Source organism: Mesorhizobium zhangyense (assembly GCF_011045115.1).
Classification (GTDB): domain Bacteria; phylum Pseudomonadota; class Alphaproteobacteria; order Rhizobiales; family Rhizobiaceae; genus Mesorhizobium_M; species Mesorhizobium_M zhangyense.
In genome coordinates this window covers 401,402-427,851 of sequence record NZ_JAAKZG010000002.1, presented here as the reverse complement: position 1 = coordinate 427,851, position 26,450 = coordinate 401,402, and the positions used below count along the sequence as shown (strand labels likewise).

Sequence of the window (26,450 nt, the reverse complement as noted above, 5' to 3'; positions counted from 1 at the left end):
CGCGCGTCGGTCTACGCCGCATTCGGAAGCGCGAGAAGCGCAGCCATCGTCCGCCGAAACCGACCGGGGATCAAGTCCCGGCCGGCGGCGCGAAAGTTATCAGACGGAGATCAGCCCCAGCACTTCGCAGTGCCTTCCTTGGTGTCGATCGACTTGACACCCTCGGCCGGCTTGTCGGTCACCAGATTGACGCCTGTGTCGAAGAACTCCTTGCCCTCTGTGGGCTTGGGCTTGGTGCCATCCTTGGCGAAGTTGGCGATCGCCTCGATGCCGAGTGCGGCCATCTGCAGGGGATATTGCTGCGATGTGGCGCCGATCACGCCTTCGGCCACGGATTTCACGCCGGGGCAGCCGCCATCGACCGAGACGATCAGGACATTGCCTTCCATGCCGACAGCCTTGAGCGCCTGATACGCACCAACGGCGGCAGGCTCGTTGATCGTGTGGATCACGTTGATCGACGGATCCTTCTGGAGAAGGTTTTCCATCGCCTTGCGGCCCCCCTCTTCATTGCCGTTCGTCACGTCGTGGCCGACTATGCGCGGATCGTCTTCATCGCCGATCTTGGCCGGATCCTTCGGGTCGATGCCGAAGCCGATCATGAAACCCTGGTCGCGAAGCACATCGACGGAGGGCTGTGAAGGCGTCAGGTCGAGGAAGCCGATCTTGGCGTCCTTGGCCTTGTCGCCAAGCGATGCTGCTGCCCATGCGCCGATCAGTTTTCCGGCCTCGAGATTGTCCGTGGCGAATGTGGCGTCGGCGGCATCGAGCGGGTCCAGCGGCGTATCGAGCGCAATCACCAGCAGTCCGGCGTCACGCGCCTTCTTGACCGACGGAACGATGCCTGCGGTATCGGACGCTGCGATCAGGATGCCCTTGGCGCCGTCGGCGATGCAGCTTTCAATCGCCGCAACCTGGCTTTCGGAGTCGCCGTCGATCTTGCCGGCGTAGCTTTTCAGATTGACGCCCAGTTCCTTGGCCTTGGCCGTGGCGCCTTCCTTCATCTTGACGAAGAATGGGTTGGTGTCGGTCTTGGTGATCAGGCAGGCACTTACATCGGCGGCCGACGCGGGTGCTGCGAAAGTCATGAGCGCTGCAGCGGCAGCGCCAAAAACGGTCGACTTCAAGAATGCGATCTTGGTCACGGTATTCCTCCCAGTAAGAACAAACCAATGCCGTTTGGACATCGTCACACAGACGCCGAGGCACCATGTCCCGCCTCGATCATCTGCCGCTAGAAAACATCAGCCAAACCGATCTGTCAATAATTAAATCACTCTTATTTATTATTGACAAAAGGTGTTTGCCTTGCGCATTGTTTCTGCAAAAAGACATCAGGAATGACGGGAGGAAGATGGGTGGAGACTGGCGACCCCGGGCGCAATTCGCCCCCTTTGGCCGAGAGCCATTTTCATCGCGGCACGAACCAAAGCGGCATGCGCGATCACAACGAGCGGCTGGTGCTTTCGCTCGTGCGCCAGCATGGCAGCCTCGCCAAGACCGACATCGCCCGCATGACGCGCCTGTCCGCGCAGACCGTGTCGGTGATCATGCGCGAACTGGAAGAAGACGGCCTGCTGCTGCGGCAGGAACCCATCCGCGGCAAGATCGGACAGCCCTCGATTCCAATGGCGCTCAACCCGGAGGGTGCATATTTTCTCGGCTTGAAAATCGGGCGGCGCAGCGCCGAGCTGGTGCTGATCGACTTCCTCGGCAACATCCGGCAAATGCGCCAGAACTCCTATCGCTACCCTGCGCCGCAGGAGACCGTGCAGTTCGCGATGTCGGGCATAGCCGAGATGCGTGCAAGCCTGGACCCCAGACAGGACCGGCGTGTTGCCGGCCTCGGCATCGCCATGCCTTTCGAATTGTGGAACTGGGCCGACACCGCCGGCGCGCCGCGCGAGATCATGGACGAGTGGCGGCGCTGCGACATCCGCTCTGAAATCCAGGCGCAATGCGGCTTTCCCGTCTATCTGCAAAACGATGCAACGTCGGCCTGCGGTGCGGAACTGGTGTTCGGGCACACCGGCGGCCTTCGCGACTTCATTTATTTCTATATCGGAGCCTTTGCCGGGGGGGGCATCGTCCTCAATGGCGCGCTCTATGGCGGGCGCACGGGCAATGCGGGCGCGCTGGGCTCGATGCCCATTCCCAACCCCGGCGGCCGTGCCACCCAGCTCATCAATGTCGCATCCATCGCCATTCTGGAGAAGGCGCTGATCGCGCGCGATGTCGATGCTTCCTTCCTGTGGACCTCGCCCAATGACTGGGGCGACATCGGGGCCGAGCTCGATCAATGGATCGCCAGTGCCGCCGACGCATTGGCCTATACGATCGTCTCGTCTTCCGCCGTCATCGATTTCGAGGCCGCGGTGATCGACGGCTGGATGCCAACCGAGGTCAGGAAACGTCTGGTCGATGCGGTGAAGCAGGCGCTTTCCGGCATCAATGTCGAGGGCTTGCAGGTTCCCGATATTCGCGAGGGAACGGTCGGCATCAACGCCCGCGCGCTGGGCGGCGCCAGCCTGCCGCTTTCCGAGCGGTTTCTCGTCGGTGCAGCCACCACTCCATCGAAGGGCGCTTGACGAGATGCCCCCCCGCCTGCCCTGCCTTGCATTCGATGTCTGCCCGTGTTCCGGCTTTTTCAGCCATAATCCTTTCTTTCACCGACAAGCGAGTAAACGAGCATGATCCTGTGTTGCGGCGAAGCCCTGATCGACATGCTGCCGCGCGAAAGCACGGCCGGCGAGCCGTCCTTCGCACCCTATGCCGGCGGCGCAGTCTTCAACTCGGCAATTGCGCTGGGGCGGCTGGGCGTGCCGGTTGAATTCTTCTCGGGCCTGTCGTCGGACCTTTTCGGCCAGCAGATCCGCGAAGTGCTGGCATCGAGCAATGTCGGCTCGCGCTACGCCGACGTCTCTTCGCGTCCGACCACACTTGCCTTCGTGCGTCTGGCCGACGGCCACGCGACCTACACTTTCTACGATGAAAACACCGCCGGCCGGATGCTGACGGAAGCCGATCTTCCGGTGTTCGAAGACGATATCGAAGCCATGCTGTTCGGCGCGATCAGTCTGATACCGGAACCGTCGGGCTCGGCCTATGAGGCGCTGATGCGCCGCGAGCACGATCGCCGCGTCACCATGCTCGACCCCAACATCCGCCCCGGCTTCATTCCCGACAAGGAAAAGCATCTCGACCGCATCCGCCGGATGATGGCGATGGCCGACATTGTGAAGCTGTCGGATGAGGATCTTTCCTGGTTCGGCCATGAAGGCCCGCAGGAAGACCTTATCCACGACTGGCTGCAAAGCGGACCGAAGCTCATCGTGGTGACGCGCGGGGCCGAAGGCGCGACCGGCTACACCAAGCGCCACACGGTTTCCGTGAAGCCGAACCGCGTCGCTGTGGTCGATACGGTCGGTGCCGGCGACACTTTCAATGCCGGCGTTCTGGCTTCCCTGCATGAGCAGGGCGTCTTGACCAAGGATGGGCTGGAAGAGCTTTCCGACACGGCAATCCACGACGCCTTGACGCTCGGCTCCAAGGCTGCGGCGATCACCGTTTCCCGCGCCGGAGCAAACCCGCCCTGGCGGCACGAGATCGAATAGGCCTGCAGGTCCGATCACATTATATTTCGCCGCTGCGTAAAAGAGCCCGGCCCACGCCTGCCGAACGGCAATTGCTGCCTCATTTCCGGGCGCTTTGTCGGCAAAGTTCGTTCCCGCTGGTAACGAGCTTGCACCGTCCGCCGGGCAGCCATGCGCGAGCCAATCTTTCTCGCCCGGTTCAACTCTGCTATCAGCCGCCCTATACCCCGAAAAACAGGACTTCGGAACCACTATGCAATTCATCGATCTCGGCGCGCAGCGCGATAGAATCCGTGACCGGCTGGATGCCGCCATCCACCGCGTCGTCGATGAGGGCAAATACATCCTCGGGCCGCAGGTCACCGAATTCGAACAGAAGCTTGCGGCCTATGTCGGCGTGAAGAATGTCGTTGCCTGCGCCAATGGCACCGACGCACTGCTGCTGCCGCTGCTCGCTTCCGGCATCGGTCCTGGCGACGCGGTGTTCGTGCCGAGCTTCACCTTCGCCGCGACGGCGGAAGTCGTGGCGCTCGCCAAGGCCGAGCCGGTATTCATCGACGTCGACGCCGAGACCTACAATATCGACATTGCAAGCCTTGAAGCTGCAATCGCCATGATCAAGGCCGAAGGCCGCCTCAAGCCGCGCGCCATCATCCCGGTTGACCTGTTCGGCCTCGGTGCGAACTATGCCGCAATCGCCGAGATCGCCGAGCGCGAAGACCTGCTGGTGATCGAGGACGCTGCCCAGGCTATCGGCGGTTCGATCGACGGCAAGATGTGCGGCGGGTTCGGCAAGGTCGCCTCGACCAGCTTCTATCCGGCCAAGCCGCTCGGCTGCTATGGCGACGGCGGCGCGATGTTCACCAATGACGACGAGTTCGCCGCGCGCCTGCGCTCCTTCGCCTTCCACGGCAAGGGCGAGACCCAGTATGACAACGTCCATGTCGGCCTGAATTCACGCCTCGACACGCTGCAGGCGGCGATTCTGATCGAGAAGCTGGCGATCCTCGAAGACGAGATGGTGGCGCGCCAGAAGGTTGCGCAACGCTATCGCGACGGCCTCCACAATGTCGTGAAGGTCGCCCACGTCCCGCAGGGCCACCGCTCTGCCTGGGCGCAATACGCCATCGAGACGCCGCACCGCGACGCGCTGAAGGCGCATCTGCAGGAAAAGGGCATTCCGTCGGTGATCTATTATGTGAAGCCGCTGCACCAGCAGGTGGCCTACAAGGATTATCCACAAGCTCCCAGTGGCCTGCCGGTGTCGGAAGCTCTGCCCACGCGCATCCTGTGCCTGCCGATGCACGCTTATCTGTCAGCTGAGGACCAGGACCGCATCATCAGCACGATCAGCGATTTCATCGCCTCGAAATCGGCCCAGCACGCCGCGGAGTAATCCGCGGCCACGCAATCAAAACCACGGCGCGCCGGAAACCCGGCCCGTCGCGATGAAGGACGGGTTGGCGAAATCCGCATCATGCGTCTGGTTGCGCTTGCCATAGACCAGCGGCTTGCCGTCGGTGGTCTTGGTGGTGCCGCCAGCGGCGCGCAGGATCGCGTCGCCAGCCGCCGTATCCCACTCCATGGTGCGGCTGAAGCGCGGATAGACATCGGCCTCGCCGGCGGCCAACAGACAAAACTTCAGCGACGAGCCGACCGAGACGATCTCCGCCGCCTCGATTTTTCTGATGAAAGCGTCCGTCTCCGGCGTCCGGTGCGACCGGCTGGCGACGATCGTCAGCGGCGTGCGCCCATCCCGGACGGAAATCTTGCGGCGGCCGGCGATCGTCAAATCCTCGCCAATGGTTATCGTCTCCGCCCGGCCCGGCCGGCCCGAAAAGAACCGCCCGCTGCAAGGCGCATAGACCACCCCGATCTCCGGCACGTCACCGCGGATCAGGGCTATGTTGACGGTGAAATCCGCATTGCCCTTGACGAATTCCTTCGTTCCGTCGAGCGGGTCGATCAGGAAGAAGGCGCGGCCCAGAGCAGGCGCCTTGATGCCCTCGGAGGCCTCTTCCTCGGCAACGCAGGGAATATCGGGAAATTCGGCGCGCAAGCCTTCGAGGATCAGCTTTTCGGCAGCGCGGTCAGCCTCGGTGACCGGAGAGCAGTCCGCCTTCTCTTCCACGGTCATCTTCGAATGGAAGACTTCCATGATGACCCGGCCGGCATCCAGCGCCAGCCGCTCGAAGACGGCTAGCATTGCTTCGTCGTCAGATACCGCCGCCGTCGTCGTATTGTTGATCTGCAATGTCGCGCTCACTCAGCCAGCCTTCGAGTACATCTACCATCTCTTCAGGTGTTCTGCCGAGCGTTTGCAAGTGGATTTCCGGCTTTTCCGGTGCTTCGTATGGCGAATCGACACCGGTGAAGTTCTTGATCTCGCCATTCAGCGCGCGCGCATAAAGCCCCTTCGGGTCGCGGCTGGCGCATTCCTCGAAAGGCGTGTCGACGAACACCTCGACGAATTCGCCCTCCTCCAGCAGTTCGCGTGCCAACTGGCGCTCGGCGCGGAAGGGCGAAATGAAGGAGACCAGCACGACAAGACCGGCATCGGCCATGAGCTTGGCCACCTCCGCCACGCGGCGGATGTTTTCCACGCGGTCTGCCTCCGTGAAGCCGAGATCGCGGTTGAGACCGTGACGGACATTGTCGCCATCGAGGATGTAGGTGTGGCGGCCGGTGGCGTGCAGTTTCTTCTCAAGCAGGTTGGCGATGGTCGACTTGCCCGAACCGGACAGGCCGGTGAACCACAGCACGGTCGGCTTCTGATGCTTGGCGGCGGCGCGCGAATGCTTCGTCACATCGAGCGACTGCCAATGGATGTTATCGGCGCGGCGCAGCGTGTGAAGGATCATGCCGGCGCCAACGGTCGCATTGGTCAGCCGGTCGATCAGGATGAACGCACCGGTCGTGCGGTTCTCCGCAAACGTGTCGAAAGCCAGCGGCGACTGGGCCGAAATGTTGCAGACGCCGACCTCGTTCATTTCGAGCGACTTCGCCGCCTCATGCGCGAAGTCATTGACGTTCAAGCGGTATTTCAGGTCGGTGACGGTGGCGTTGGCCTGGTCCGTCTCGGTGCGCAGAATGTAGGAACGCCCCGGCAGCAGTGCCTGTTCATCGAACCAGACGATGTTTGCCGTGAACTGGTCGGCCACCTGCGGACGGGCGCCTGGCGCGACCAGAAGATTGCCGCGCGAGACCTCGACCTCGTCCTCCAGAACGATGGTGACCGCCTGGCCCTCGACCGCCTGCTTCAGGTCGCCACCGCTTGCGACGATGCGCTTGATCTTGGAGAACTTGCCGGACTTCGCCACGACGATCTCGTCGCCCTGCGCGATCGAACCGGAGGCAACCGTACCGGCAAAGCCACGGAAATCCAGGTTCGGGCGGTTCACATACTGCACCGGAAAGCGGAACGGCTTCTCGATCGCAGCGCGGTCGACTTCCACAGTCTCCAGATGCTCGACCAGCGTCGGCCCGGCATACCAGCCCAGTTTCTCGGAGCGCCGCGTGACGTTGTCGCCGTAGCGCGCCGACATCGGTATCGGCGCGATGCTCTCGAAGCCGAGATCCTTGGCGAACTCTGAGTATTCCGCGACGATCCGCTCGAATACCTGACGGTCGAAGCCGACCAGATCGATCTTGTTGACCGCCAGCACGATGTGGCGAATGCCGAGCAGCGAGGCGATGATGGAATGCCGCCGCGTCTGGCGCAGAACGCCCTGACGCGCGTCGATCAGCACGATGGCGAGATCGGCGGTGGAGGCACCGGTCGCCATGTTGCGGGTGTATTGCTCGTGGCCCGGCGTGTCGGCGACGATGAATTTGCGCTTCGGCGTGGCGAAGAAGCGGTAGGCAACATCGATGGTGATGCCCTGCTCGCGTTCAGCCTCCAGCCCGTCGACCAGCAGCGCGAAATCGATGTCGTCACCGGTCGTACCGTGCTTGCGCGAATCGCGCTCCAGCGTCGCGAGCTGGTCCTCGAAAATCTGCTTGGTGTCCGAAAGCAGGCGGCCGATCAGCGTCGACTTGCCGTCATCGACCGATCCGCAGGTGAGGAAGCGCAGCAGCGACTTTTGCTCCTGGCTCGCCAGGTATTCGCGCACCGTGTCTGTCGCGACGAGATTTTCGGCCATGATGTGGCGCATACTCAAAAGTACCCTTCGCGCTTCTTCTTTTCCATCGAGCCGGCCTCGTCGCGGTCGATCAGGCGGCCCTGCCGTTCGGAGGTACGGGCGATCAGCATTTCGCTGACGATGCCATCGAGATCGTCGGCGTCGGATTCGATCGCGCCGGTCAGCGGGTAGCAGCCAAGCGTGCGGAAGCGCACGAGACGGTTCTCGACCTTCTCGCCGGGCCGCAGTTTCATGCGCTCGTCATCACGCAGGATGAGCATGCCGTCGCGCTCGACGACCGGGCGCTCCTTGGCGAAATACAGCGGCACGATCGGGATATCTTCCTGCAAAATATATTGCCAGATATCGAGTTCGGTCCAGTTCGACAGTGGGAAGACGCGGATCGATTCGCCCGGTGCGACGCGTGTGTTGAAAATCTTCCACATCTCCGGGCGCTGGTTCTTCGGGTCCCAGGCATGGCTTGCATTGCGGAAGGAAAAAATGCGCTCCTTGGCACGCGACTTTTCCTCGTCGCGGCGCGCACCGCCGAATGCCGCGTCGAAGCCGTATTTGTCGAGCGCCTGGCGCAGGCCCACCGTCTTCATGACATGGGTATGCGTGTTCGAGCCGTGGTCGAACGGGTTGATGCCATCGCGGACACCGTCTTCGTTGATATGGACGAGCAGGTCGAAGCCCAGCTTCTCGGCCATGGAATCGCGAAACTCGATCATCTCGCGGAACTTCCAGGTGGTGTCGACATGCAGGAAGGGGAACGGGGGCTTGGCCGGATAGAAGGCCTTCATCGCCAGATGCAGCAGCACCGACGAATCCTTGCCCACCGAATAAAGCATGACCGGCTTGGTGAAGGTCGCCGCCACCTCACGGAATATATGGATCGCTTCGGCTTCGAGCCGATCGAGGTGGGATAGCTTGGCAAGCATCGGAGGCCTTTGAAATTTGTCCGCTCGCGAAGCCTGCGACGGCAATATTCTGTATTTGGTGGAATTTTCTCACAAAACGCCTTGCGCTCAAGGAGAACGCTACCAAATTTGCCGCCATGCCCGATTGGAACGTGCGCATTCGGGCCGCCTGTTGGAATCCTGTTCTCTTGCCGCAAAACGACCTGCCGCAGGCATGGATACGCAAATAGGCCGCAGGCGAAGACTGGGAATTGCATTGCACCGCTGCTGGCCGCATGGCAGGTGATGTGCAAGACGGCAGATGTGAGTACAATTGCCACGAAACTCTTGGGCCGCAGCTCAATTCTCGATACCGGAACAGCTTCGTGTTTTCGAAAGATCTCCTGAACTACCGATCCGTCAACAAGCTCTTCACGTTCCTTTGCTTTGTCACACCTCCGGCTGCCGGCTCGGCGGTCAGCTTCATCTGGCACGGCGGTGCATTGTGGTGCCTGTTCGAGATCGTGACGGGCAGGCGCAAGTTCAGCCGCGACAGGGCAATGTGGGTGATGACGATCGTGCTCATCACCTATTGTCTGGTCATTGCCGTTTCTACGATCTGGAACAGCCAGACATTCGGCGACATGCGGCACCTGCTGCGCCTTGCGACGCTTCTTCTCTTTCCGTTTTCCTATTCCCTCTGGAGCATTTCGAACAAAGCCGATGTCGCCCGCACCTCCGTGCTGGCCAGCATGATCGCATGTTATGCGGGGCTCGCGGTCGCCGCGTTTCAGTATTACTACCTGGGTGAGCGGGCCTGGGGCGGAGCAGGAAACCCGATCGTTTTCGCCACGGTGATCGGCCTCACCGGCGCGGTCTCGCTTGCCGGCATATTTTTCCTTCAGGAAAAGAAACTTACGCTTCCATTGGCCGGCGCATTTGCAGCTTCATGGATCGGCCTGATTTTTTCCGGAAGCCGTGCCCTGTGGATCAGCAGTTTCGTGGCAACGGCTGCCATCCTCTGGATCTATCGGCGGACCCTTTCCCGATACATCTCGCCAAGAAACGCCGTGATCATCGCCGCGATTTTCGTGGCGATCGCGGCTGCTGGCGCCCCGACTGTCGCGGATCGGATGGGCAAGGTTGCCGCCGACTGGGACAAGCTGGCCGTGAACGACCAGCAGGAAACGTCGCTCGGCGTGCGGCTTTCACTTTGGGAAATGGCGCTTGATCTGGTCCAGCAACGCCCGTTCATCGGTTACGGGATGGGATCGACGCGCCAGTTGATAACCACCGGCCTGCGGGACCAGTACGGTCTCGACTTCACCTTCACACATTTTCACAACGGCTTCGCAACCATCACCGTAGAGGCCGGACTGATCGGCTTGCTGGCGCTGCTGGCAATATTCGCAGCAGCGAGTGCCACCGCGTTCAGATGTTTCCGGGATAGTCACGACGAGGTCGAGAGATTTGGCGCGACCCTGCTCGTCATACTGGTCGTCACCTACATGATCTCAGGCTTGACCAGCATCATTCTGGGTCACGATATTCTGGATACGATGATGGTGATATTCCTGATTACCGGAACATATCTCGCTGCCGGGACATCGATGATGCTGGTCTCTGACCCGAGCGCCGCCGAGAAGCCAGCCTGACGGCGGTCGCAAACGCCGATCGAAAGCAGTCGGGTTTGCGTATATTGCCTGCCGTGCTAAGCGGCAACCAGTTTTGAGGGTTTCACACCGCCGCCTGGAAAAAGCAGAACAATGGCCATGCATTTCGATACCAAGTTCGAGCCTCACTACGGACAGCCCGTGGAGATCGCTCCGGGAGTATCCCGGCTGACTGTCAACAATCCGAGCGCCTTCACTTTTTACGGCACGAACAGCTACATCGTCGGACGCGATACGCTGGCCGTCATCGATCCCGGTCCCGAGGATGACGCCCATTACGACGCTCTGATCAGCGCGATTTCCGGGCGTCCCGTCAGCCACATCTTCGTCAGCCATACCCATAGAGACCATTCTCCGCTCGCGGCGCGGCTTGCGCGCCAAACCGGTGCGACGGTTGCCGCCGAAGGGCCGCATCGCGCCGCGCGTCCATTGAGGATCGGCGAAATCAATCCGCTCGACGCCAGTGGCGATATCGATTTCAGGCCAGACCTCGTACTGCGCGATGGCGACATCGTCGAAGGCGATGGCTGGCGCATCGGCACGGTTCTGACGCCGGGCCATGCGGCCAACCATGCCGCCTTTTCGCTGGAGGGAACCGGCATCCTGTTTTCCGCCGACCATGTCATGGCCTGGGCGACCACAATCGTCGCGCCGCCGGATGGAGCGATGACAGACTATATGGCTTCACTCGACAAGCTTCTGGCACGCGATGATCACCTGCTTCTGCCCGGCCACGGCGGACCGGTGACGAAGCCGCAACCCTTCATGCGCGGGCTGAAGGCGCATAGAAAGATGCGCGAGCGCGCCATCCTCGAGCGGCTGAAATCCGGAGACCGCTCGATTCCCGACCTCGTCGCAGCCATCTATCGCGACACCGATCCACGTCTGCATGGGGCAGCCGGCCTCTCGGTACTGGCCCATCTTGAGGATCTTGTGGCGCGTGGCGCCGCGGTTACCGAGAATGAACCCTCGATCGACGCCATTTTCGCGCCGGCCTGAGCTACCCTCTATGGGGCGGGCACGGCCGGAACAGTTCCCGAAAGTGTCGCAACCTCGGTATCGAGCGTTTCGAAAAACGCCGTGATACGGGCGGCATTGTCGCCGAAATCGTGCCTGCCATAGCGCGATGCCGAACGCATATCGACATAGGTGGTGTCGCCTTCGTCGATCAACCTCACAGCGACGTCGATAGGGAACGCAAGGATGGTGGTGAAGGCCAGCGCCTCCACCGTAACCTCGCTCTGCCCTTCCGCGTCAGGCTTCGGGCCCTCCCGTTTCCAGCCTTCCTGCGCAATCACGGCCTCCACCGCGTCGAGCGTACGGTCGAAGGGCAGCTCATAGCGCCGGCCCGTCACATCCGGGTATTTGTCCGTCTGAAGCTTTCGGCGCTCGGGTGTGAAAGGCGTAATGGTATCCATGTCCGCGGTGCGCGCTTTAGCTGCCAGCGTCAGCGCCGGCGGCTCGTCCAGATCAGTGGAAATGTCGTTGAGTTGCGGATAGATGACCCCGCGATATCCGGTGATCAGATACGGCACGAGCACCGCAAGCGCGACGACCGTCCCCCAGGTCAGGTCGCCGCCGCCCAGATCACCATTGTTCCACACCCGCGAAAAGGCAAAGGCCGCGAAGGCCAGTGCACAAATCGCGAGCGCAGCCACAAGCACCAAGACCACCAGAAAGACCGGCGTCTCCAGCAGGCCGTAGCGATGCGCAAGACCGGCAACGATGAACAACACCACCGAGAAGCTCGCCAGCCACCGCGACCAGCCGGCGGTCCTTGCCGTCCGTCGTTCCAGATATGCTCTCATGTGCTTGCGCCGCAGGTCGATTCCGTTGGCGCTTCAATAAAGCGTTTCGCAGCGCCGTAGAAGCCTTGCATATGCGGGGGCTACCGGACCGCCTCCGCGTCGGTCGGAAACCGATAGTCGCTGAACTGCTTGCGAAGCGTCGTCTTCTGGATCTTGCCGGTTGCCGTATGCGGTATTTCGTCAACGAAAGCGACATCGTCGGGCATCCACCACTTGGCGACCTTGCCATCCATGAAGCCGAGGATATCGGATTTCTCCGGCTCCTTGCCGGGCTTGCGCACGATCACCAGCAGCGGCCGCTCGTCCCACTTGGAATGACGCACGCCGATGACCGCCGCCTCGGCAACGTCCGGATGGCCTACGGCGAGATTTTCGAGATCGATGGTGGAAATCCATTCGCCGCCGGACTTGATGACGTCCTTGGCCCGATCGGTGATCTGCATATAACCGTTGGCATCGATATGGGCGACGTCGCCTGTGTCGAACCAGCCTTCCTCGTCGAACTGTTCTTTGCCGGCACCTCCGTAATAGGCTGCAGCCACGGCCGGACCGCGCACCTTGAGGCGGCCGAAGGTCTTGCCGTTCCAGGGCAGCGACTTGTTCTCGTCGTCGGTCACCTTCATCTCGACGCCAAAGGGCGCATGGCCCTGTTTTTCCTCGATATTGAGCCTTTCATCCCCCTCAAGCCCGGCATATTCCGGCTTCATGGTGCAGAGGCTGCCGAGCGGCGACATTTCGGTCATGCCCCAGGCGTGGATCACTTCCACATCATAGTTTTCCTGGAACTTCTTGGTCATGGCGCGCGGGCATGCCGAGCCGCCGATGACGACCTTCTTCAGATAGGGAAGCTTTTTGCCGGTCTCCTCCAGATATTGGAGCAGCATCAGCCAGACCGTCGGCACCGCGGCGGTGAACGTCACTTTCTCGGTATCGAGGAGTTCGTAGATCGAGGCACCGTCCATCTTGCCGCCGGGCATGACCAGCTTTGCGCCGATCATCGGCGCGCTCTGGCCGAGCCCCCAGGCATTGGCGTGGAACATCGGCACGACGGGAAGGATGATATCCTTCGACCCGATGCCCTTCGCATCCGGCATGGCGGCCATCATGGCGTGCAGCACATTGGAGCGGTGGCTGTAGACCACGCCCTTCGGCTCGCCCGTGGTGCCGGAGGTGTAGCACATGCCGGCTGCAGCACCTTCATCGAGGCTTTTCCATTGAAAATCGCCGTCAGCCTCGGCCAGCCATTCCTCGTAGGCAACGGCGTTGGGCAAGGCGGTCTGGGGCATGTGCGCCTTGTCCGTCAGAACGATGACCTGCTTGAGCGACGGCACCGCTGCGGCAATCTTTTCGACCAGCGGCAAGAAGGTCAGGTCCACGAATATCGCCTTGTCCTCGGCGTGGTTCATGATCCAGACGAGTTGTTCGGGGAAAAGGCGCGGATTGAGCGTGTGGTAAACTGCGCCAACGCCCATGATGCCGTACCAGGCTTCGATGTGGCGCGCCGTGTTCCACGCCAACGTCGCAATGCGGTCGCCCACGCCGTAGCCGTCGCGCTCCAGACGCTGGGCGACCTTGAGCGCCCGGGTGCGGATATCAGAGTAGGTCGTCCGTACGATCGGCCCTTCGATGGAGCGTGAAACGATCTCGCGGCGCGGGTGCTGGATGCCGGCATGATCGAGTATCTTGTGGCAGAGCAGCGGCCATTCCTGCATCAATCCAAGCATTCCAGTCCCTCCCATTTTTGTTTGGGCCATTGTGGAAGGAACTGTCAGATTGTCCAGTGGTGACCTCGCGTTAGGCCAGTGCTCTTAGCCGAATTGCCTAGAGTGCCGCGCATGTTGCTGGACACCCAAAGGACACCGTAACGCTTTGAATTCGCGTATAAACCTTTGCAAAATTCGAATTCGAATTTTGGGCTTGTGCGTCGAAACTCAAGTACAGCCAAGATGATTTGCTAACATTGCCGGTAGCGTTTTCGTCACAATCCGGCCATTGTAACCGCTGATCCTTCTTGGCGGTGGGGTGAAACTGGCGAAATACGATGAGGTTTCGCATGTCCAAGCAACCTGTAGCAGAGAAGCTTGTAAACGTCGTGTCGGAGAACGCCACGGAGCTGCCCGCAAAAGGCAAACCCATATCCGAGCAGGATTTCGAGACCGTGATCCGCGGCGCCCTCGACGCCGTCAACGGCACGCTTCTGTTCAAGATGCGGGTCGATGACGGAAATGAACCGCATCACGCGGCCGCCGCTTTTGTCGGCGAGGGCGAGAAGCGGCAGTTTCTCGTGATGACCATGCCGCTCAATGGCGGTCAGTTGCGTGTCGAGACAGCGGCCAAGAGCAAGAGCCCCATAGCCGGCATTGCTGCCGCCTATGCCGGTTTGGCCGACGCGTTCGCCACGGCTGCGTGATTGCTCCGGGGCCTTGCGGTAGGCCATCGACCTCAACCGTTTGACCCAAGAGGCGAAGAGTTTTGCGTGTTGCGTTCCAAGCGACTAGCCTGAGCCTAGTTCGCTTAAAGGAGCCGCGCATGCTCGGTCAGACCCCCCTCACCAATTTCCAGACCCGTGACGTCGAATCCCTGCTTCATCCCTACACGCCGATCCACAAGCTGAAGACCATCGGCGCAGTGGTGATGGAGCGCGGCGAAGGCATCTATGTCTACGACACGCAGGGCCGCGGCTATATCGAGGGCATGTCCGGGCTGTGGTGCGCTGGCCTCGGCTTCGGCGACGAGGAGATGATCGAGGCAGCGACAGCGCAGATGCGCGCCCTGCCCTTTTATCACATATTCGGCGCCAAAAGCAGCGAACCCGCCGTCGAACTTGCTGAAAAGCTGAAGGAAATCGCACCGGTTCCGATTTCCAAGGTGTTCTTCACGTCTTCAGGTTCGGAAGCCAACGACACGCAGGTAAAGCTCGCCTGGTATATGAACAACGCGCTTGGCCGACCCAACAAGAAGAAGATCATCTCACGCATCAAAGCCTATCATGGCGTGACCGTCATGGCGGCGTCGCTGACCGGCCTGCCCGGCAATCACAATGGCTGGGACCTGCCGGTCGACCGTGTCCTGCACACCGACTGCCCACATTATTACCGCTTCGGCACCGAAGGTGAGAGCGAGGCCGACTTCGTTGCCCGCACGGCAAAGTCGCTGCGCGACCTCATCGAGCGCGAAGGACCGGATACGATCGCGGCGATGATCGCCGAGCCTGTCATGGGCGCCGGCGGCGTCATCGTTCCGCCGAAGGGCTATTTCGAGGCGATCCAGGCAGTGCTCGACGAGCACGATATCATCCTGATTGCCGACGAGGTCATCACCGGCTTTGGCCGCACCGGCAACTGGTGGGGTTCGCAGACGCTCAACATGAAGCCGAAGACGATTTCCGCGGCCAAGCAACTCACCGCCGCCTATGCGCCACTGGGCGCGGTGATGGTGCCGGAAGACATCTATCAGTCCTATGTCGACCACAGCGCCACGCTCGGCAGCTTCGCCCACGGCTTCACCTATGGCGGCCATCCGCTGAGCTGTGCGCTGGGCGTGAAGGCCATCGAAATCTACCAGAAGCGCGATATTCTCGGCCATGTCCGCACCCTGATGCCGTTGTTCGAGCAGCGCCTGAAGAAGCTGGCGGATCATCCGCTGGTCGGAGAAACGCGCTTCTGCGGCCTTGTCGGCGGCGCGGAACTGGTGGCCGACAAGAAAACCAAGCGATCCTTCGACCCCAAGCAGGGCGTCGGGCCCGAGGCCTCGCGGCTGATCGAGCAGAACGGCGCCATCCTGCGCGCCATCGGCGACACGATCGCCATCTGCCCGCCGATGATCATCACCGAAGCGGAACTGAACGAACTTTTCGACCGCTTCGAAAAAGGTCTCGATCAGGCCGAGGCATGGGTTTCAAAGGAAGGCTTGAGAACTACATGAAAGGGACGCGGCAGATAATGGAGCATTCCCGATGACCAGCGCCAATCCCTCTCCCGGCTTCGCCAAGAACCCGGCCAAGCAGATTACGATCGAGCCTTACAAGGGTACCGTCAAGGTCTATGCCGGCGACCAGCAAATCGCCTCGTCAAGCAATGTCCTGCTGCTGACCGAGCCGCCCTACCCGGCCGCCTACTATATTCCATTCGCGGATATCGACTTCAGCCGCCTCGAAAAGACCGATCATTCCACCCACTGCCCTTACAAGGGCGATGCCTCCTACTGGAGCATTCCTGCGGCAGGAGACGCCGGCAAAAATGCCCTGTGGGGCTATAAACAGCCTTTCGACGAGACCGCCGAGATCAAGGACCACGGCGCGTTTTATCCCGACAGGGTGCGGATCGTGGCGGAGGCGGGGTAGGTGTTTACTTCTTCGCCGGCTTGAGCGCATCGAAAGCGTTCACGCCCAGCATATTGAGGCGATCGAGCGACTTCGCGATTGCCTCACGCCATTGCGGTCCGCGTGAGATAGCCTCATCGTAGGCATCACGCAGGTCTTCGAGACGGCCCGTTTCAGACAAGGCAAGAGCTAGATTTTGCGCCTGCCTTAAATCCTTGAGATCCTTGCCATTCTCCTGCCGACGCCGCGCGGAAACGATCAGCTTGTGAACCGCATAACGGGCGGGATCAGGCACGAGTATCGGAACGCCTCCCTTGTGCAGCATCACCGTCCTGATGGGCTGGTGGATCAGGAAATCCAGAAAGCGAAGCGGCTCGGCGGTCGCGCCGCCTAGTGCCGGCAGTTTTGCGGGCTTGCCGAGATAATCGTCACTGCCGCGATTGGGCGTCAGGAATTCCACCCGCAATCCGCCGGAAGCCTGGAATTTTGCCGCGCCATGCTCATCGCCCAGTTGCGGAACAGGCCGAAACTTGTCGTCCACACTTTTCAGGACATCGAGGACCGGGGGAATTGAATCGTCGACGGCAACGGAAACCGAATGGAACTGCGCGATGTCGATATCGCCGGTCTGCATCGCTGTGTCTGCCATCCTGTAGCCGAGCACCGTTCCATAAGTCTGGTAGGCAATGGTCCCCACGAGGCAGGCGCGCACGCGAAAAAGCCCCGCCTTCCAAAGCGCCTCGACCGCGTCACCGACGCGCTGTTCAGGACGAAACAGGCGCGCCTCACGGACCAGCGTCGCGACGATCTTGCGCCGGGCCTGATAGTCGTCCTTGATCTGCCGGAACCGCGCGACCCGGCTGGCAATTTCGGGATCGTCGGCGGGGCCGACATATTTTTCCCGCATCGGCTCGTCGCGTCCGCGTTCGGAAGGCTTGTAGTACCAGTAGTCGCGGTCCTTTACCGTGCGCTTCTTGAAGGTACCGGCTTCATCAAAATCGAGATCGAATTGAGCATCGAGCGCGCGGTCGAGAAGCTCGGCGCTCATGGTGGTGTAAACCATGTCCAATTGGCGAGTCATCGATGTCGCGCCTTAGTTATACCCATTTCGCAAAACGGGTATAACTCATAAGTCGGTATATGGCAACTTAGTTATACCCAATTCGCAAATCAGGTATAACACCTGACCGCAATACCCAGATGGAACTCAGCCGCTCAATTCGTCGTATCGTCGGTCCCGTCGCCATCGACGTCATCCAGCCGTACGAAGGTGTAGCCCTTGTCCTTCAGCGCCAGCAGGCCCTTCACCAGCCCCTCGCCGGCCGCATGGGTCGGCTGGTTGATATGGGCGATGATGACATCGCCGTCTTTCGCAGCGGAAACGCGCCGTGCGGTCTCGCGCGCGCCGAGCAGTGAGCCGCCATCACCATTGATGGAATAGCCGGCGATCTTGAAGCCGGCCTTGCGGATCAGCGCAATCGCCGAGGGGCTGTATTGTGCGGTGGCGCCGCGAAACCATTTTGGCGCCGGCTCGCCGGTCTTGGTGAGTGCCGCAGCCCCGGTCTCGACTTCGGCCAGCACGGCTTCCGGGCTTCCGGCGCTGCGGATACCATAAATCTTGCGCGGCGAATCGACGGCCGGAATGTGCCGCCCGCCATGGTTCTCAAGCTCGAACAGTTCCGGGTGTGCCCGCATGATATCCAGCGAAGGCGCATTGCGCTTCAGCCAGGTGCCGGTCACGAAGATCGTCGCCGGAATCTTGTACTGAACCAGCGCGGAAAGAATCCGGCTGTCGGTTGCGCCGCCGCAGGCATCCAATGTCACTGCGACGCGCGGGCTGTCGCCGCCCTGCCTGATATGCAGACTCGGCTCAAGCAGCGGCGCGGCATTCGCGACCGCAGCCGAACCGGAAAGAACGACGGCAAGAAAAAGCTTTGAAACAAGGCGCATGCGGAAACCCAAGCCGATAATCGCATCATCCCAATGCCTGCATAACGGCAAAATTGGGATGATGCGTCAGATTCCGCTCAGGCGCCCTTTTTGACCGCAGCCTGCGCCGCCGCCAGCCTTGCGATCGGCACGCGGAAGGGCGAGCAGGAGACGTAGTCGAGCCCGACTTCCTCGCAGAAGCGTATCGAGGCCGGGTCGCCGCCATGCTCGCCGCAAATGCCGAGCTTGATGTCGGGCCGCGTCGACCTGCCCTTGTCGGCTGCCATGCGCACCAGTTCGCCCACACCCTCGATATCGAGCGAGACGAACGGGTCCTGATCGACGATGCCCTTCTGGCGATAGGTTTCGAGGAAGGACGCCGCGTCGTCGCGCGAAATGCCGAAGGTCGTCTGCGTCAGATCGTTGGTGCCGAAGGAGAAGAATTCGGCAGATTCGGCAATCACATGGGCACGGATCGCCGCGCGCGGCAGTTCGATCATCGTGCCGGTAAGATACTCGACGGTGACGCCACTTTCTTCCATCACGCTCTTGGCCACCGCGTCGATGCGCGCCTTCACGAAGTCGAGTTCCGTTTTCAGCCCGACCAGCGGCACCATGATTTCGGGAACAACCGGGTTACCCGTCTTCTTGCCCGCCTCAACGGCTGCCTCGAAAATCGCGCGCGCCTGCATTTCGGCGATTTCCGGATAGGAAATCGCCAGGCGGCAGCCGCGATGGCCGAGCATCGGGTTGAATTCGTGCAGCGTTTCGGTGCGATGGCGCAGCTTGTCCACCGACACCTTCATGGCGGCTGCGACTTCCTCGATTTCCTGATCCGACTTGGGCAGGAATTCGTGCAGCGGCGGGTCGAGCAGGCGGATCGTCACCGGCAGGCCGGCCATGATCTCGAACAGTTCGAGGAAGTCCGAGCGCTGCATCGGCAGGAGCTTGTCCAGCGCTGCGCGGCGATCCTTTTCCGTGTCGGCCAGGATCATCTCGCGCATGGCGATGATGCGTACGCCCTCGAAGAACATATGCTCAGTGCGGCAGAGGCCGATGCCTTCCGCTCCGAAAGAGCGCGCCATGCGCGCATCGGCCGGCGTTTCGGCATTGGTGCGCACCTTCATGCGGCGGATCTTGTCGGCCCATTCCATGATGGCGGCGAAATCGCCTGAGAGTTCCGGCTGCAGCATCGCAACCGCGCCTTTCAGCACCTGCCCGGTGCCGCCATCGACGGTGATGACCTCGCCCTTGCGGAAGGTATTGCCCATCGCGGTCATCGTGCCGGCCTTGTAGTCGACACGCAGCGTGCCGGCGCCGGAAACGCAGGGCTTGCCCATGCCGCGGGCAACGACCGCCGCATGGCTGGTCATGCCGCCGCGCGTTGTCAGGATGCCTTCGGCGGCATGCATGCCGTGGATGTCTTCCGGGCTGGTTTCGATGCGCACCAGAATGACTTTCCTGCCGATGGCGCGCATTTCCTCGGCCTCGTTCGACGAGAACACGATCTCGCCGGTGGCGGCCCCCGGCGACGCCGGCAGGCCGATCGCAACGACGTTGCGCTCGGCCTTGGGGTCGATTGTCGGGTGCAGAAGCTGGTCGAGCGAGGACGGGTCGATGCGGGCCACCGCCTCTTCCTGGGTGATCAACCCCTCGGCCGCCATATCGACAGCAGTCTTCAGCGCAGCCTTTGCGGTGCGCTTGCCCGACCGGGTCTGCAGCATCCACAATTTGCCGCGCTCGATGGTGAATTCGAGATCCTGCATGTCGCGGTAGTGCTTTTCGAGCCGCTCGGAAATCTCCATGAAAGTGTTGAAGGCAGCCGGCATCAGCTTCTGCATCGACGGCTTGTCCGATCCGGCGGCGATGCGGGCCTTTTCAGTGATGTTCTGCGGCGTGCGAATGCCGGCCACGACATCCTCGCCCTGCGCATTCACCAGGAACTCACCATAGAGCATCTTCTCGCCGGTCGACGGGTTGCGGGTGAATGCAACGCCGGTGGCCGAGGTGTCGCCCATATTGCCGAACACCATGGCCTGGACGTTGACCGCCGTGCCCCAGCTTTCGGGAATGTCGTGCAGCCGGCGATAGGTGATGGCGCGATGGTTCATCCAGCTCGAGAAAACCGCCCCGATGGCGCCCCAGAGCTGCTCCTGCGGGTCTTGCGGAAACGGCTTGCCAAGCTCCTCCTCGATCTTGGCCTTGTAGAGCGCAATGGTCGCCTGCCACTCGGCGGCGGACAGATCGGTGTCGAGTTCGTGGCCGAGCAGGGCTTTCTCCTCCTCGAGGATTTCCTCGAAAACCTCATGATCGAGCCCCATCACTACATCCGAATACATCTGGATGAAGCGGCGGTAGCTGTCATAGGCAAAGCGGGCATCACCCGAATCTTTCGCGAGCGCTTCCACCGTCACGTCGTTGAGGCCGAGATTAAGCACGGTATCCATCATGCCGGGCATGGAAGCGCGCGCGCCGGAACGCACCGAAACCAGCAGCAGCTTTTCCGGATCGCCGAAGCGGCGGTCGGTCAGCGCGCCGATATGGTCGAGCGCCGTCGTGACATCTTTCTGCAGGGAAGCCGGATAGGCGTTGCCGTTGGCGTAATACCAGTTGCAGGCTTCAGTGGTGACGGTAAAGCCCGGCGGCACAGGCAGGCCAAGGCTGCACATTTCTGCCAGATTGGCGCCCTTGCCGCCCAGCAGGTTCCTGTCACCGGCACGCCCCTCGGCGGCACCATCCCCAAAGGTGTAGACCCACTTGGTCATGCTCGCTCCTAGCCTATGCAATTGAGACAGCAGATGAAAAGCGCCTCTAGCGCGAAGCGATAGTTTGCTGCGTTGCGAAAGGCAACCTGTGCCTCGGAATGTTTAACTCCTACAATCGATTAAGAAATCCGCTGGTAACAAGACTTGTATTTCGACGTCAAATTTTTTAGAACATAAAGAGAACGAGAGGTTTACCATGAAAAAGACCGGCAAACTCGATTATCTCGAAATGCCCGCCACCGGCGGCACGCTCGACAACGTCAAGGCGTTCTACAGCACTGCCTTTTCCTGGTCATTCACCGACTACGGACCAAGCTATTCGGCCTATGACGAGGGCCTGGAGGGTGGCTTCTATTCCGAAGCGGGAGACACTACACCCAAGCCGCTGCCGGTTCTCTATTCGGAGAATCTGGAAGAGACGCTTGCAGCCGTGGAAGACGCCGGCGGCAAGATCGTGAAACCGATCTTTTCGTTCCCCGGCGGCCGCAGGTTCCATTTCACCGATCCGGCTGGCAACGAACTGGCCGTCTGGGGCGAATAGCGCTCCGTTACGCGCCCGCGGAACTCGTTTTACCGCTTCACCCGGGGTGAGGCGGTAAAATTCACAACAGGCATTTTGCCGCGATTGTGCTTTTCGATCACACTGAATATAAGGCCGCACAGACTTGACTCGGGGCTCCGGGTCTTGGGGCGTAGCCAAGTGGTAAGGCAGCGGTTTTTGGTACCGCCATTCGGAGGTTCGAACCCTCCCGCCCCAGCCAGGTTTTTCAGCAATACTTTGATTGGCATCTTTAACGAGAGCTAGCCTGCTTGTCTTTGCATTCCTTCGCACCCCCCTCTGGCCTGCCGGCCATCTCCCCCTCAGGTGGGGAGATTAGCTGCGTCGTTCGTCCCGCCTATTCTGCAATGCTGAAAATTGGCGAAAGCCGAAATGAAGGCTGATCTCCCCCCTTGAGGGGGAGATGGCCGGCAGGCCAGAGGGGGGCGCGAAGGAATGCAAACGGCACAGATATCAGCGCAGCTATTGTATTAGCCACCATCAACTGAGTATCAGCAGACCTAACTCGCTTCCCGCAGCTGCTCCGCCGTCTGCAAATCAACCGAAACCAGCTGGCTGACGCCCTGCTCGGCCATGGTGACGCCGAACAGGCGGTTCATGCGGGCCATGGTGATGGGGTTGTGCGTGATGATTACGAAGCGCGTTTCGGTGGTGCGCGCCATCTCGTCCATCAGATTGCAGAAGCGCTCGACATTGTGGTCGTCGAGCGGCGCGTCGACTTCGTCGAGCACGCAGATCGGCGCGGGATTGGTCAGGAACACCGCAAAGATCAGCGCCATCGCCGTCAACGCCTGCTCGCCGCCCGACAGCAGCGTCATGGTCTGCGGCTTCTTGCCCGGCGGGCGGGCGAGGATTTCAAGCCCGGCTTCCAGCGGGTCTTCCGATTCGATCAGCTGCAGTTCGGCCGTGCCGCCGCCGAACAGATGCGTGAACAGCCGCTTGAACTGCTCGTTGACGACGTCAAACGCGGCCAGCAGCCGCTCGCGGCCTTCGCGATTCAGGCTCTGGATCGCCTGGCGCAATTTGCGGATTGCTTCGATGATGTCTTCGCGTTCGGTGACGATGGCCTCAAGCCGCTCGGACAGCTCCCGCTGTTCTTCCTCGGCCCGCAGATTGACCGCGCCCAGCCGCTCGCGCTCGATTTTCAGGCGCTCCAGCTGGCGCTCGACTTCGGTAGCGTCCGGCATCGGCGCGTCGGCTTCGAGGCCGGTGTGGCGGATGACGAGATGCGGCGGCGTATTGAGCGTTTCCTGGATGCGCGCCTCGATCTCCTTGCGGCGGTCGTCGGCTGCCGTCAGGCGTTCCTCGGCGCGGCCCCGCGCTTCGCGCGCTTCCGACAGCGCCTGGATCGCACCGGTCGCAGCCTTGTCAAGCAGAGCCTGCTGGTTTTCCGCCTCCTGAAGCCGGTCGCTGGCTGCCTTGCGCAACTCTTCCGACTGCGAAAGCTGCGTCATCAGCGCGCGGCGGCGCGCGTCGATCTCGTCCGGCGCGTCGACGAGCCTTTCGCGCTCCTCCATCGCCTCGGTCTGCCGCTCGCCGAGCGATGCGATCTGGCCGGCGGCGTTCTCGGCGCGCAGCGTCCAGTTGCGGCGCTCATTAGCGATGGCCTCCAGCCGACGCATGCGCGCCTCGGCCTCGCGCTTCAAGCCATCATGCACGGCGCGCGCATCGGCAACGGCGGCGCGGTCGCGGGCAACGTGCGCCGCTGACTGATCGAGCCGCAATTGAAGATCGCCGAGATCGGGCGCGGAACCAAGCTGGTCCTCGGCCTCGACATATGCGGCTGCGGCCTCCTCATGGCCTTCCTCGATCCGCGCGCGCGCCTCATCGAGCGCGGTACGCCGGCTCGACAATTCGCCTGCCGCCCTCTCCGCCTGAGCCAGCGCGTCGCGGGCCTGTCCGACCGCATGCTGCGCATCGCGCCATGCCTGGCGCGACAGCCGCTCTTCTTCCGTGCGCTGGCGAACCGAAGCCTCGGCCTTGGCCAAGACCTCTTCCGCCGCGCGCACTTTCACGGTCGCGGCAACAGCCTCCGCATCCAGCTCGGCAAGCCGGTTCTTCTGTGCCAGACGTTGCGCGGCGGCGGTCGGCGCATCGGCGCTGGCGGTGAAGCCGTCCCAGCGCCACAGCGCGCCGTCCTTGCTGACCAGGCGCTGGCCGGGCGCCAGCAGAAGCTGTAGCTGCCTGCCGTCACTTGCATCAACGATGCCGATCTGCGCCAGGCGGCGCGCAAGCTGGCGCGGTGCCCGCACGACGCTGGCGAGGCTGCGGATGCCTTCCGGCAGCACCGGATCGCCCGGCATCGGCTCGCTCTCGCCCCAATGCACGGGTGCGGCGCGATCGAGCGGCACGTCGAGGTCTTCGCCGAGTGCTGCACCAAGTGCCGTCTCGAAACCGCGCTCGACGCTCACCTGCTCCAGAACAGCCGGAAAGAGATCGCCGCTCGATGCATTGATGATCTTGGCCAGCGTGCGCGCTTCGGTCTCGATGCCGGCCAGTTCGGCGCGCGCTTCCTGAAGCGGCGGACGGGCCTCATTTTCCGCCGCCCGCGCATCGGCAACGGCCTGTTCGGCCGCACCTGCTGCAAACTCGGCATCGTCGAGTGCTGCCTGCGCCTCCTCGGCCAGGATCTTCTTTTCGGCCGGATCGGCAAGGCCGGAAATGCGCGCAGCGATCTCCGACACTTCACGGTCGACATCGCCAAGCTGGCGGGCCAGACGATCCCGGCGCTCGGCCGTTTCGCGCAGCGCGCGCTCCAGCTGGGTGCGCGATGCGGCAGCGTCCGCGCGCGTTGCGGTCAGTTTGGAGAGCGCGACTTCGCTCAAGCCAAGCGTCGCGGTCGCTTCCTCGAAGGTCGCCCGCGTTGCCATCTCACGCTCGGCCGCACCGGCGTTTTCGGCATTCAACGCCTCTTCTTCCTCGGCAAGGCGAGCAAGAATATCGGCGTTGTCGCTAACCATCTGCTGTTCGCGCGCAAGGTCGGCGTCGAGCTGCTGCAGGCGGCGGTCAAGCTCGGCCTGCCGCGTACGAATGCGGCCTGCCTCTTCCTCGATCTGGGTTCTGGCGATGGACAGGCGCTGGAAAGCGGCGGCAGCAGCGGCTTCCGCCTCGCGCAGTTCCGGCAACTTGTGTGCGCCGATCGCCTGTTCCTTGGCAGCGGTCATCTGCTGAGCCGCACGCTCGCCAACCAGCGAAGTCGCCGTCGCCAGGGCCGAGCGCGACTCGCCTTCCTGCGTCTTCGCCTGCGTCCAGCGAATATGCAGCAGCGTGGCTTCGGCCTTGCGGATATCGGCTGAAAGGTTCTTGAATCGCGCAGCCTGCCGCGCCTGACGCTTCAGGCTTTCGATCTGGCTTTCCAACTCGCCGACGACATCGTCCAGCCGCTCGAGGTTCTGCTCCGCCGCGCGCAGCCGAAGCTCGGCCTCATGACGGCGGGTGTGCAGGCCGGAAATGCCGGCAGCCTCTTCCAGAAGTGCGCGTCGTGCCTGCGGCTTGGCCTGGATCAGCTCGCCGATACGGCCCTGCCCGACCATCGAGGGCGAGCGCGCGCCGGTCGACTGGTCGGCGAACAGAAGCTGCACGTCCTTGGCGCGCGCTTCCTTGCCGTTGATGCGATAGATGGAGCCAGCCTCGCGCTCGATGCGGCGCGACACCTGCAATTCGTCGGCATCGTTGAAGGCAGCGGGGGCCGAACGGTCGGCATTGTCGAGGAAAAGCGTGACTTCGGCGGTGTTTCGCGCCGGGCGCGTGCCGGAACCGGAGAAGATCACGTCGTCCATGCCCGACGCGCGCATGTTCTTGTATGAGCTTTCGCCCATCACCCAGCGCAGCGCTTCGACCAGATTGGACTTGCCGCAGCCATTCGGCCCGACGACACCGGTCAGGCCGCGCTCGATGACGAACTCGCCCGATTCAACGAAGGATTTGAAGCCGAGAAGGCGCAGACGGGAAAATTTCATAGGCGCGGTCCCGCGACCGCAGGCATGGCGGGGCGCAAGCGCCCCGGCATGGCCGGACCGTCAGAGCATGCCGTCGATAATCGCCGACATATCCTCAATAGACAAAGCCCCTTTGTACACATTGCCGTTGATGAAAAAGGTCGGGGTGGAATCGACCTTGAAATCTTCCGCGCCACGTTTCTGTACTGCCCTGACATCGTCCAGAAGCTTCTGGTCAGTCAAGCAGGCCTCGAAGGACTCCTGTGAAAAACCTGCCAATTTCGAGATTTGCAGCAGCGCGGTCTTCGCATCCTGCACGCCGGCCCAGTTTTCCTGCTGCTTGAACAGCACGTCAATCATCGGGAAGTAGTTATCGTTGGAGCAGCGGGCAAGCATGAAACCTGCCTCTGCGCGCGGATCGAACGGGAATTCGCGGAAGATCAAACGCGCCTTGCCGGTGTCGATATACTTTTCCTTCAGCGCCGGCAGCGTCGTCTCGTGGAAATGCGCGCAGTGCGGGCAGGTCATCGAGGCGTATTCGACGATCGTCACCGGCGCGTCGTCCTTGCCGAGCTGCTTGTCCGGCAGCGCGCCGGCCTCAAGCACCTTGGCCATGTCGACCTTGCCCTGCGGCTCAGGCGCCTTGCCGGGTGCGGGTGCTGCAGCGTCCTGCGCCATCGCGCGTCCGGTAAAGCCGGCCTGCGAGGCGAGCACGATTGCCGCCGGCGCAAGAGCCAGTGTCGAGAGAACTTTTCTGCGCGGAATGGAACGGATCATACGAATCACCTGCCTGAGATTGTATTGTGCGATGCCAAGGCACCAAAAAGCGAGACTTGGCGCGAAT

General features: G+C 61.8%; 20 protein-coding genes and 1 tRNA gene. 10 read left to right on the top strand and 11 right to left on the bottom strand.

Going from position 1 to position 26,450, the window contains the following annotated elements:
- Positions 1-110 precede the first annotated feature (110 nt).
- Complete coding sequence (locus G6N74_RS05620) at positions 111-1,088, bottom strand: sugar ABC transporter substrate-binding protein (RefSeq protein WP_165115688.1); 978 nt, start codon at positions 1,086-1,088, stop codon at positions 111-113.
- Between the two features lie 348 nt (positions 1,089-1,436).
- On the opposite strand from G6N74_RS05620, the gene G6N74_RS05615 reads away from it, so the two are divergent.
- The 3 genes from G6N74_RS05615 to G6N74_RS05605 all read left to right on the top strand — a co-directional run bounded on the left by G6N74_RS05615 (position 1,437) and on the right by G6N74_RS05605 (position 4,989).
- Positions 1,437-2,588: an ROK family transcriptional regulator gene (locus tag G6N74_RS05615; RefSeq protein ID WP_165115217.1), complete on the top strand. Its 1,152-nt coding sequence runs from the start codon at positions 1,437-1,439 to the stop codon at positions 2,586-2,588.
- 102 nt (positions 2,589-2,690) lie between these two features.
- On the top strand, positions 2,691-3,614 hold the full coding sequence (locus G6N74_RS05610; RefSeq protein ID WP_165115215.1) for a carbohydrate kinase family protein: 924 nt from the start codon (positions 2,691-2,693) through the stop codon (positions 3,612-3,614).
- 232 nt (positions 3,615-3,846) lie between these two features.
- Entirely contained in the window at positions 3,847-4,989 is a 1,143-nt protein-coding gene (locus G6N74_RS05605; RefSeq protein ID WP_165115213.1) for a DegT/DnrJ/EryC1/StrS family aminotransferase, read from the top strand.
- Between the two features lie 15 nt (positions 4,990-5,004).
- Here G6N74_RS05605 and cysQ read toward each other — a convergent pair whose 3' ends face one another.
- From cysQ to cysD, 3 genes are read right to left on the bottom strand one after another with little or no spacing between them, the layout of a single operon-like run.
- Complete coding sequence (gene cysQ, locus G6N74_RS05600) at positions 5,005-5,799, bottom strand: 3'(2'),5'-bisphosphate nucleotidase CysQ (protein ID WP_165115686.1); 795 nt, start codon at positions 5,797-5,799, stop codon at positions 5,005-5,007.
- Positions 5,800-5,809: 10 nt separating this feature from the next.
- A complete protein-coding gene (gene cysN / locus G6N74_RS05595; protein ID WP_165115211.1) occupies positions 5,810-7,747 on the bottom strand; it encodes a sulfate adenylyltransferase subunit CysN in 1,938 nt (645 codons plus the stop codon).
- 2 nt (positions 7,748-7,749) lie between these two features.
- Positions 7,750-8,655 carry a sulfate adenylyltransferase subunit CysD gene (gene cysD / locus G6N74_RS05590; RefSeq protein WP_165115209.1) on the bottom strand — a complete coding sequence of 302 codons (906 nt, stop codon included), beginning with the start codon at positions 8,653-8,655 and terminating at the stop codon, positions 7,750-7,752.
- A 344-nt stretch (positions 8,656-8,999) separates the two neighbouring features.
- On the opposite strand from cysD, the gene G6N74_RS05585 reads away from it, so the two are divergent.
- Positions 9,000-10,268 (top strand): O-antigen ligase family protein, encoded by a 1,269-nt coding sequence (locus G6N74_RS05585; RefSeq protein ID WP_165115207.1) that lies wholly within the window; start codon positions 9,000-9,002, stop codon positions 10,266-10,268.
- Between the two features lie 111 nt (positions 10,269-10,379).
- Positions 10,380-11,285, top strand: a complete 906-nt coding sequence (locus G6N74_RS05580) for an MBL fold metallo-hydrolase (protein ID WP_165115205.1) — start codon at positions 10,380-10,382, stop codon at positions 11,283-11,285.
- Positions 11,286-11,293: 8 nt separating this feature from the next.
- On the opposite strand, the gene G6N74_RS05575 is transcribed toward G6N74_RS05580, so the two are convergent.
- Positions 11,294-12,094 (bottom strand): DUF1499 domain-containing protein, encoded by an 801-nt coding sequence (locus G6N74_RS05575; RefSeq protein WP_165115203.1) that lies wholly within the window; start codon positions 12,092-12,094, stop codon positions 11,294-11,296.
- Positions 12,095-12,174: 80 nt separating this feature from the next.
- Complete coding sequence (locus G6N74_RS05570) at positions 12,175-13,818, bottom strand: fatty-acid--CoA ligase (RefSeq protein ID WP_165115201.1); 1,644 nt, start codon at positions 13,816-13,818, stop codon at positions 12,175-12,177.
- A 329-nt stretch (positions 13,819-14,147) separates the two neighbouring features.
- On the opposite strand from G6N74_RS05570, the gene G6N74_RS05565 reads away from it, so the two are divergent.
- From G6N74_RS05565 to G6N74_RS05555, 3 genes are all read left to right on the top strand, one after another.
- Entirely contained in the window at positions 14,148-14,504 is a 357-nt protein-coding gene (locus G6N74_RS05565) for a hypothetical protein (RefSeq protein ID WP_165115199.1), read from the top strand.
- Between the two features lie 119 nt (positions 14,505-14,623).
- Positions 14,624-16,018 (top strand): aminotransferase, encoded by a 1,395-nt coding sequence (locus tag G6N74_RS05560; RefSeq protein WP_165115197.1) that lies wholly within the window; start codon positions 14,624-14,626, stop codon positions 16,016-16,018.
- A gap of 31 nt (positions 16,019-16,049) precedes the next feature.
- Positions 16,050-16,436: a DUF427 domain-containing protein gene (locus tag G6N74_RS05555; protein WP_165115195.1), complete on the top strand. Its 387-nt coding sequence runs from the start codon at positions 16,050-16,052 to the stop codon at positions 16,434-16,436.
- Positions 16,437-16,440: 4 nt separating this feature from the next.
- On the opposite strand, the gene G6N74_RS05550 is transcribed toward G6N74_RS05555, so the two are convergent.
- From G6N74_RS05550 to ppdK, 3 genes are all read right to left on the bottom strand, one after another.
- Positions 16,441-17,496 (bottom strand): nucleotidyltransferase family protein, encoded by a 1,056-nt coding sequence (locus G6N74_RS05550; RefSeq protein ID WP_246245652.1) that lies wholly within the window; start codon positions 17,494-17,496, stop codon positions 16,441-16,443.
- 134 nt (positions 17,497-17,630) lie between these two features.
- Entirely contained in the window at positions 17,631-18,365 is a 735-nt protein-coding gene (locus G6N74_RS05545; protein ID WP_165115193.1) for a polysaccharide deacetylase family protein, read from the bottom strand.
- Positions 18,366-18,442: 77 nt separating this feature from the next.
- Complete coding sequence (gene ppdK, locus G6N74_RS05540; protein ID WP_165115191.1) at positions 18,443-21,109, bottom strand: pyruvate, phosphate dikinase; 2,667 nt, start codon at positions 21,107-21,109, stop codon at positions 18,443-18,445.
- A gap of 196 nt (positions 21,110-21,305) precedes the next feature.
- On the opposite strand from ppdK, the gene G6N74_RS05535 reads away from it, so the two are divergent.
- Entirely contained in the window at positions 21,306-21,650 is a 345-nt protein-coding gene (locus G6N74_RS05535) for a VOC family protein (RefSeq protein ID WP_165115189.1), read from the top strand.
- Between the two features lie 145 nt (positions 21,651-21,795).
- Positions 21,796-21,870, top strand: a tRNA-Gln gene (locus G6N74_RS05530).
- A gap of 298 nt (positions 21,871-22,168) precedes the next feature.
- Here the strand turns inward: G6N74_RS05530 and G6N74_RS05525 are convergent.
- Positions 22,169-25,627, bottom strand: a complete 3,459-nt coding sequence (locus tag G6N74_RS05525; protein WP_165115187.1) for a chromosome segregation SMC family protein — start codon at positions 25,625-25,627, stop codon at positions 22,169-22,171.
- A 60-nt stretch (positions 25,628-25,687) separates the two neighbouring features.
- Entirely contained in the window at positions 25,688-26,383 is a 696-nt protein-coding gene (locus G6N74_RS05520) for a DsbA family protein (RefSeq protein ID WP_165115185.1), read from the bottom strand.
- Positions 26,384-26,450: the final 67 nt, after the last annotated feature.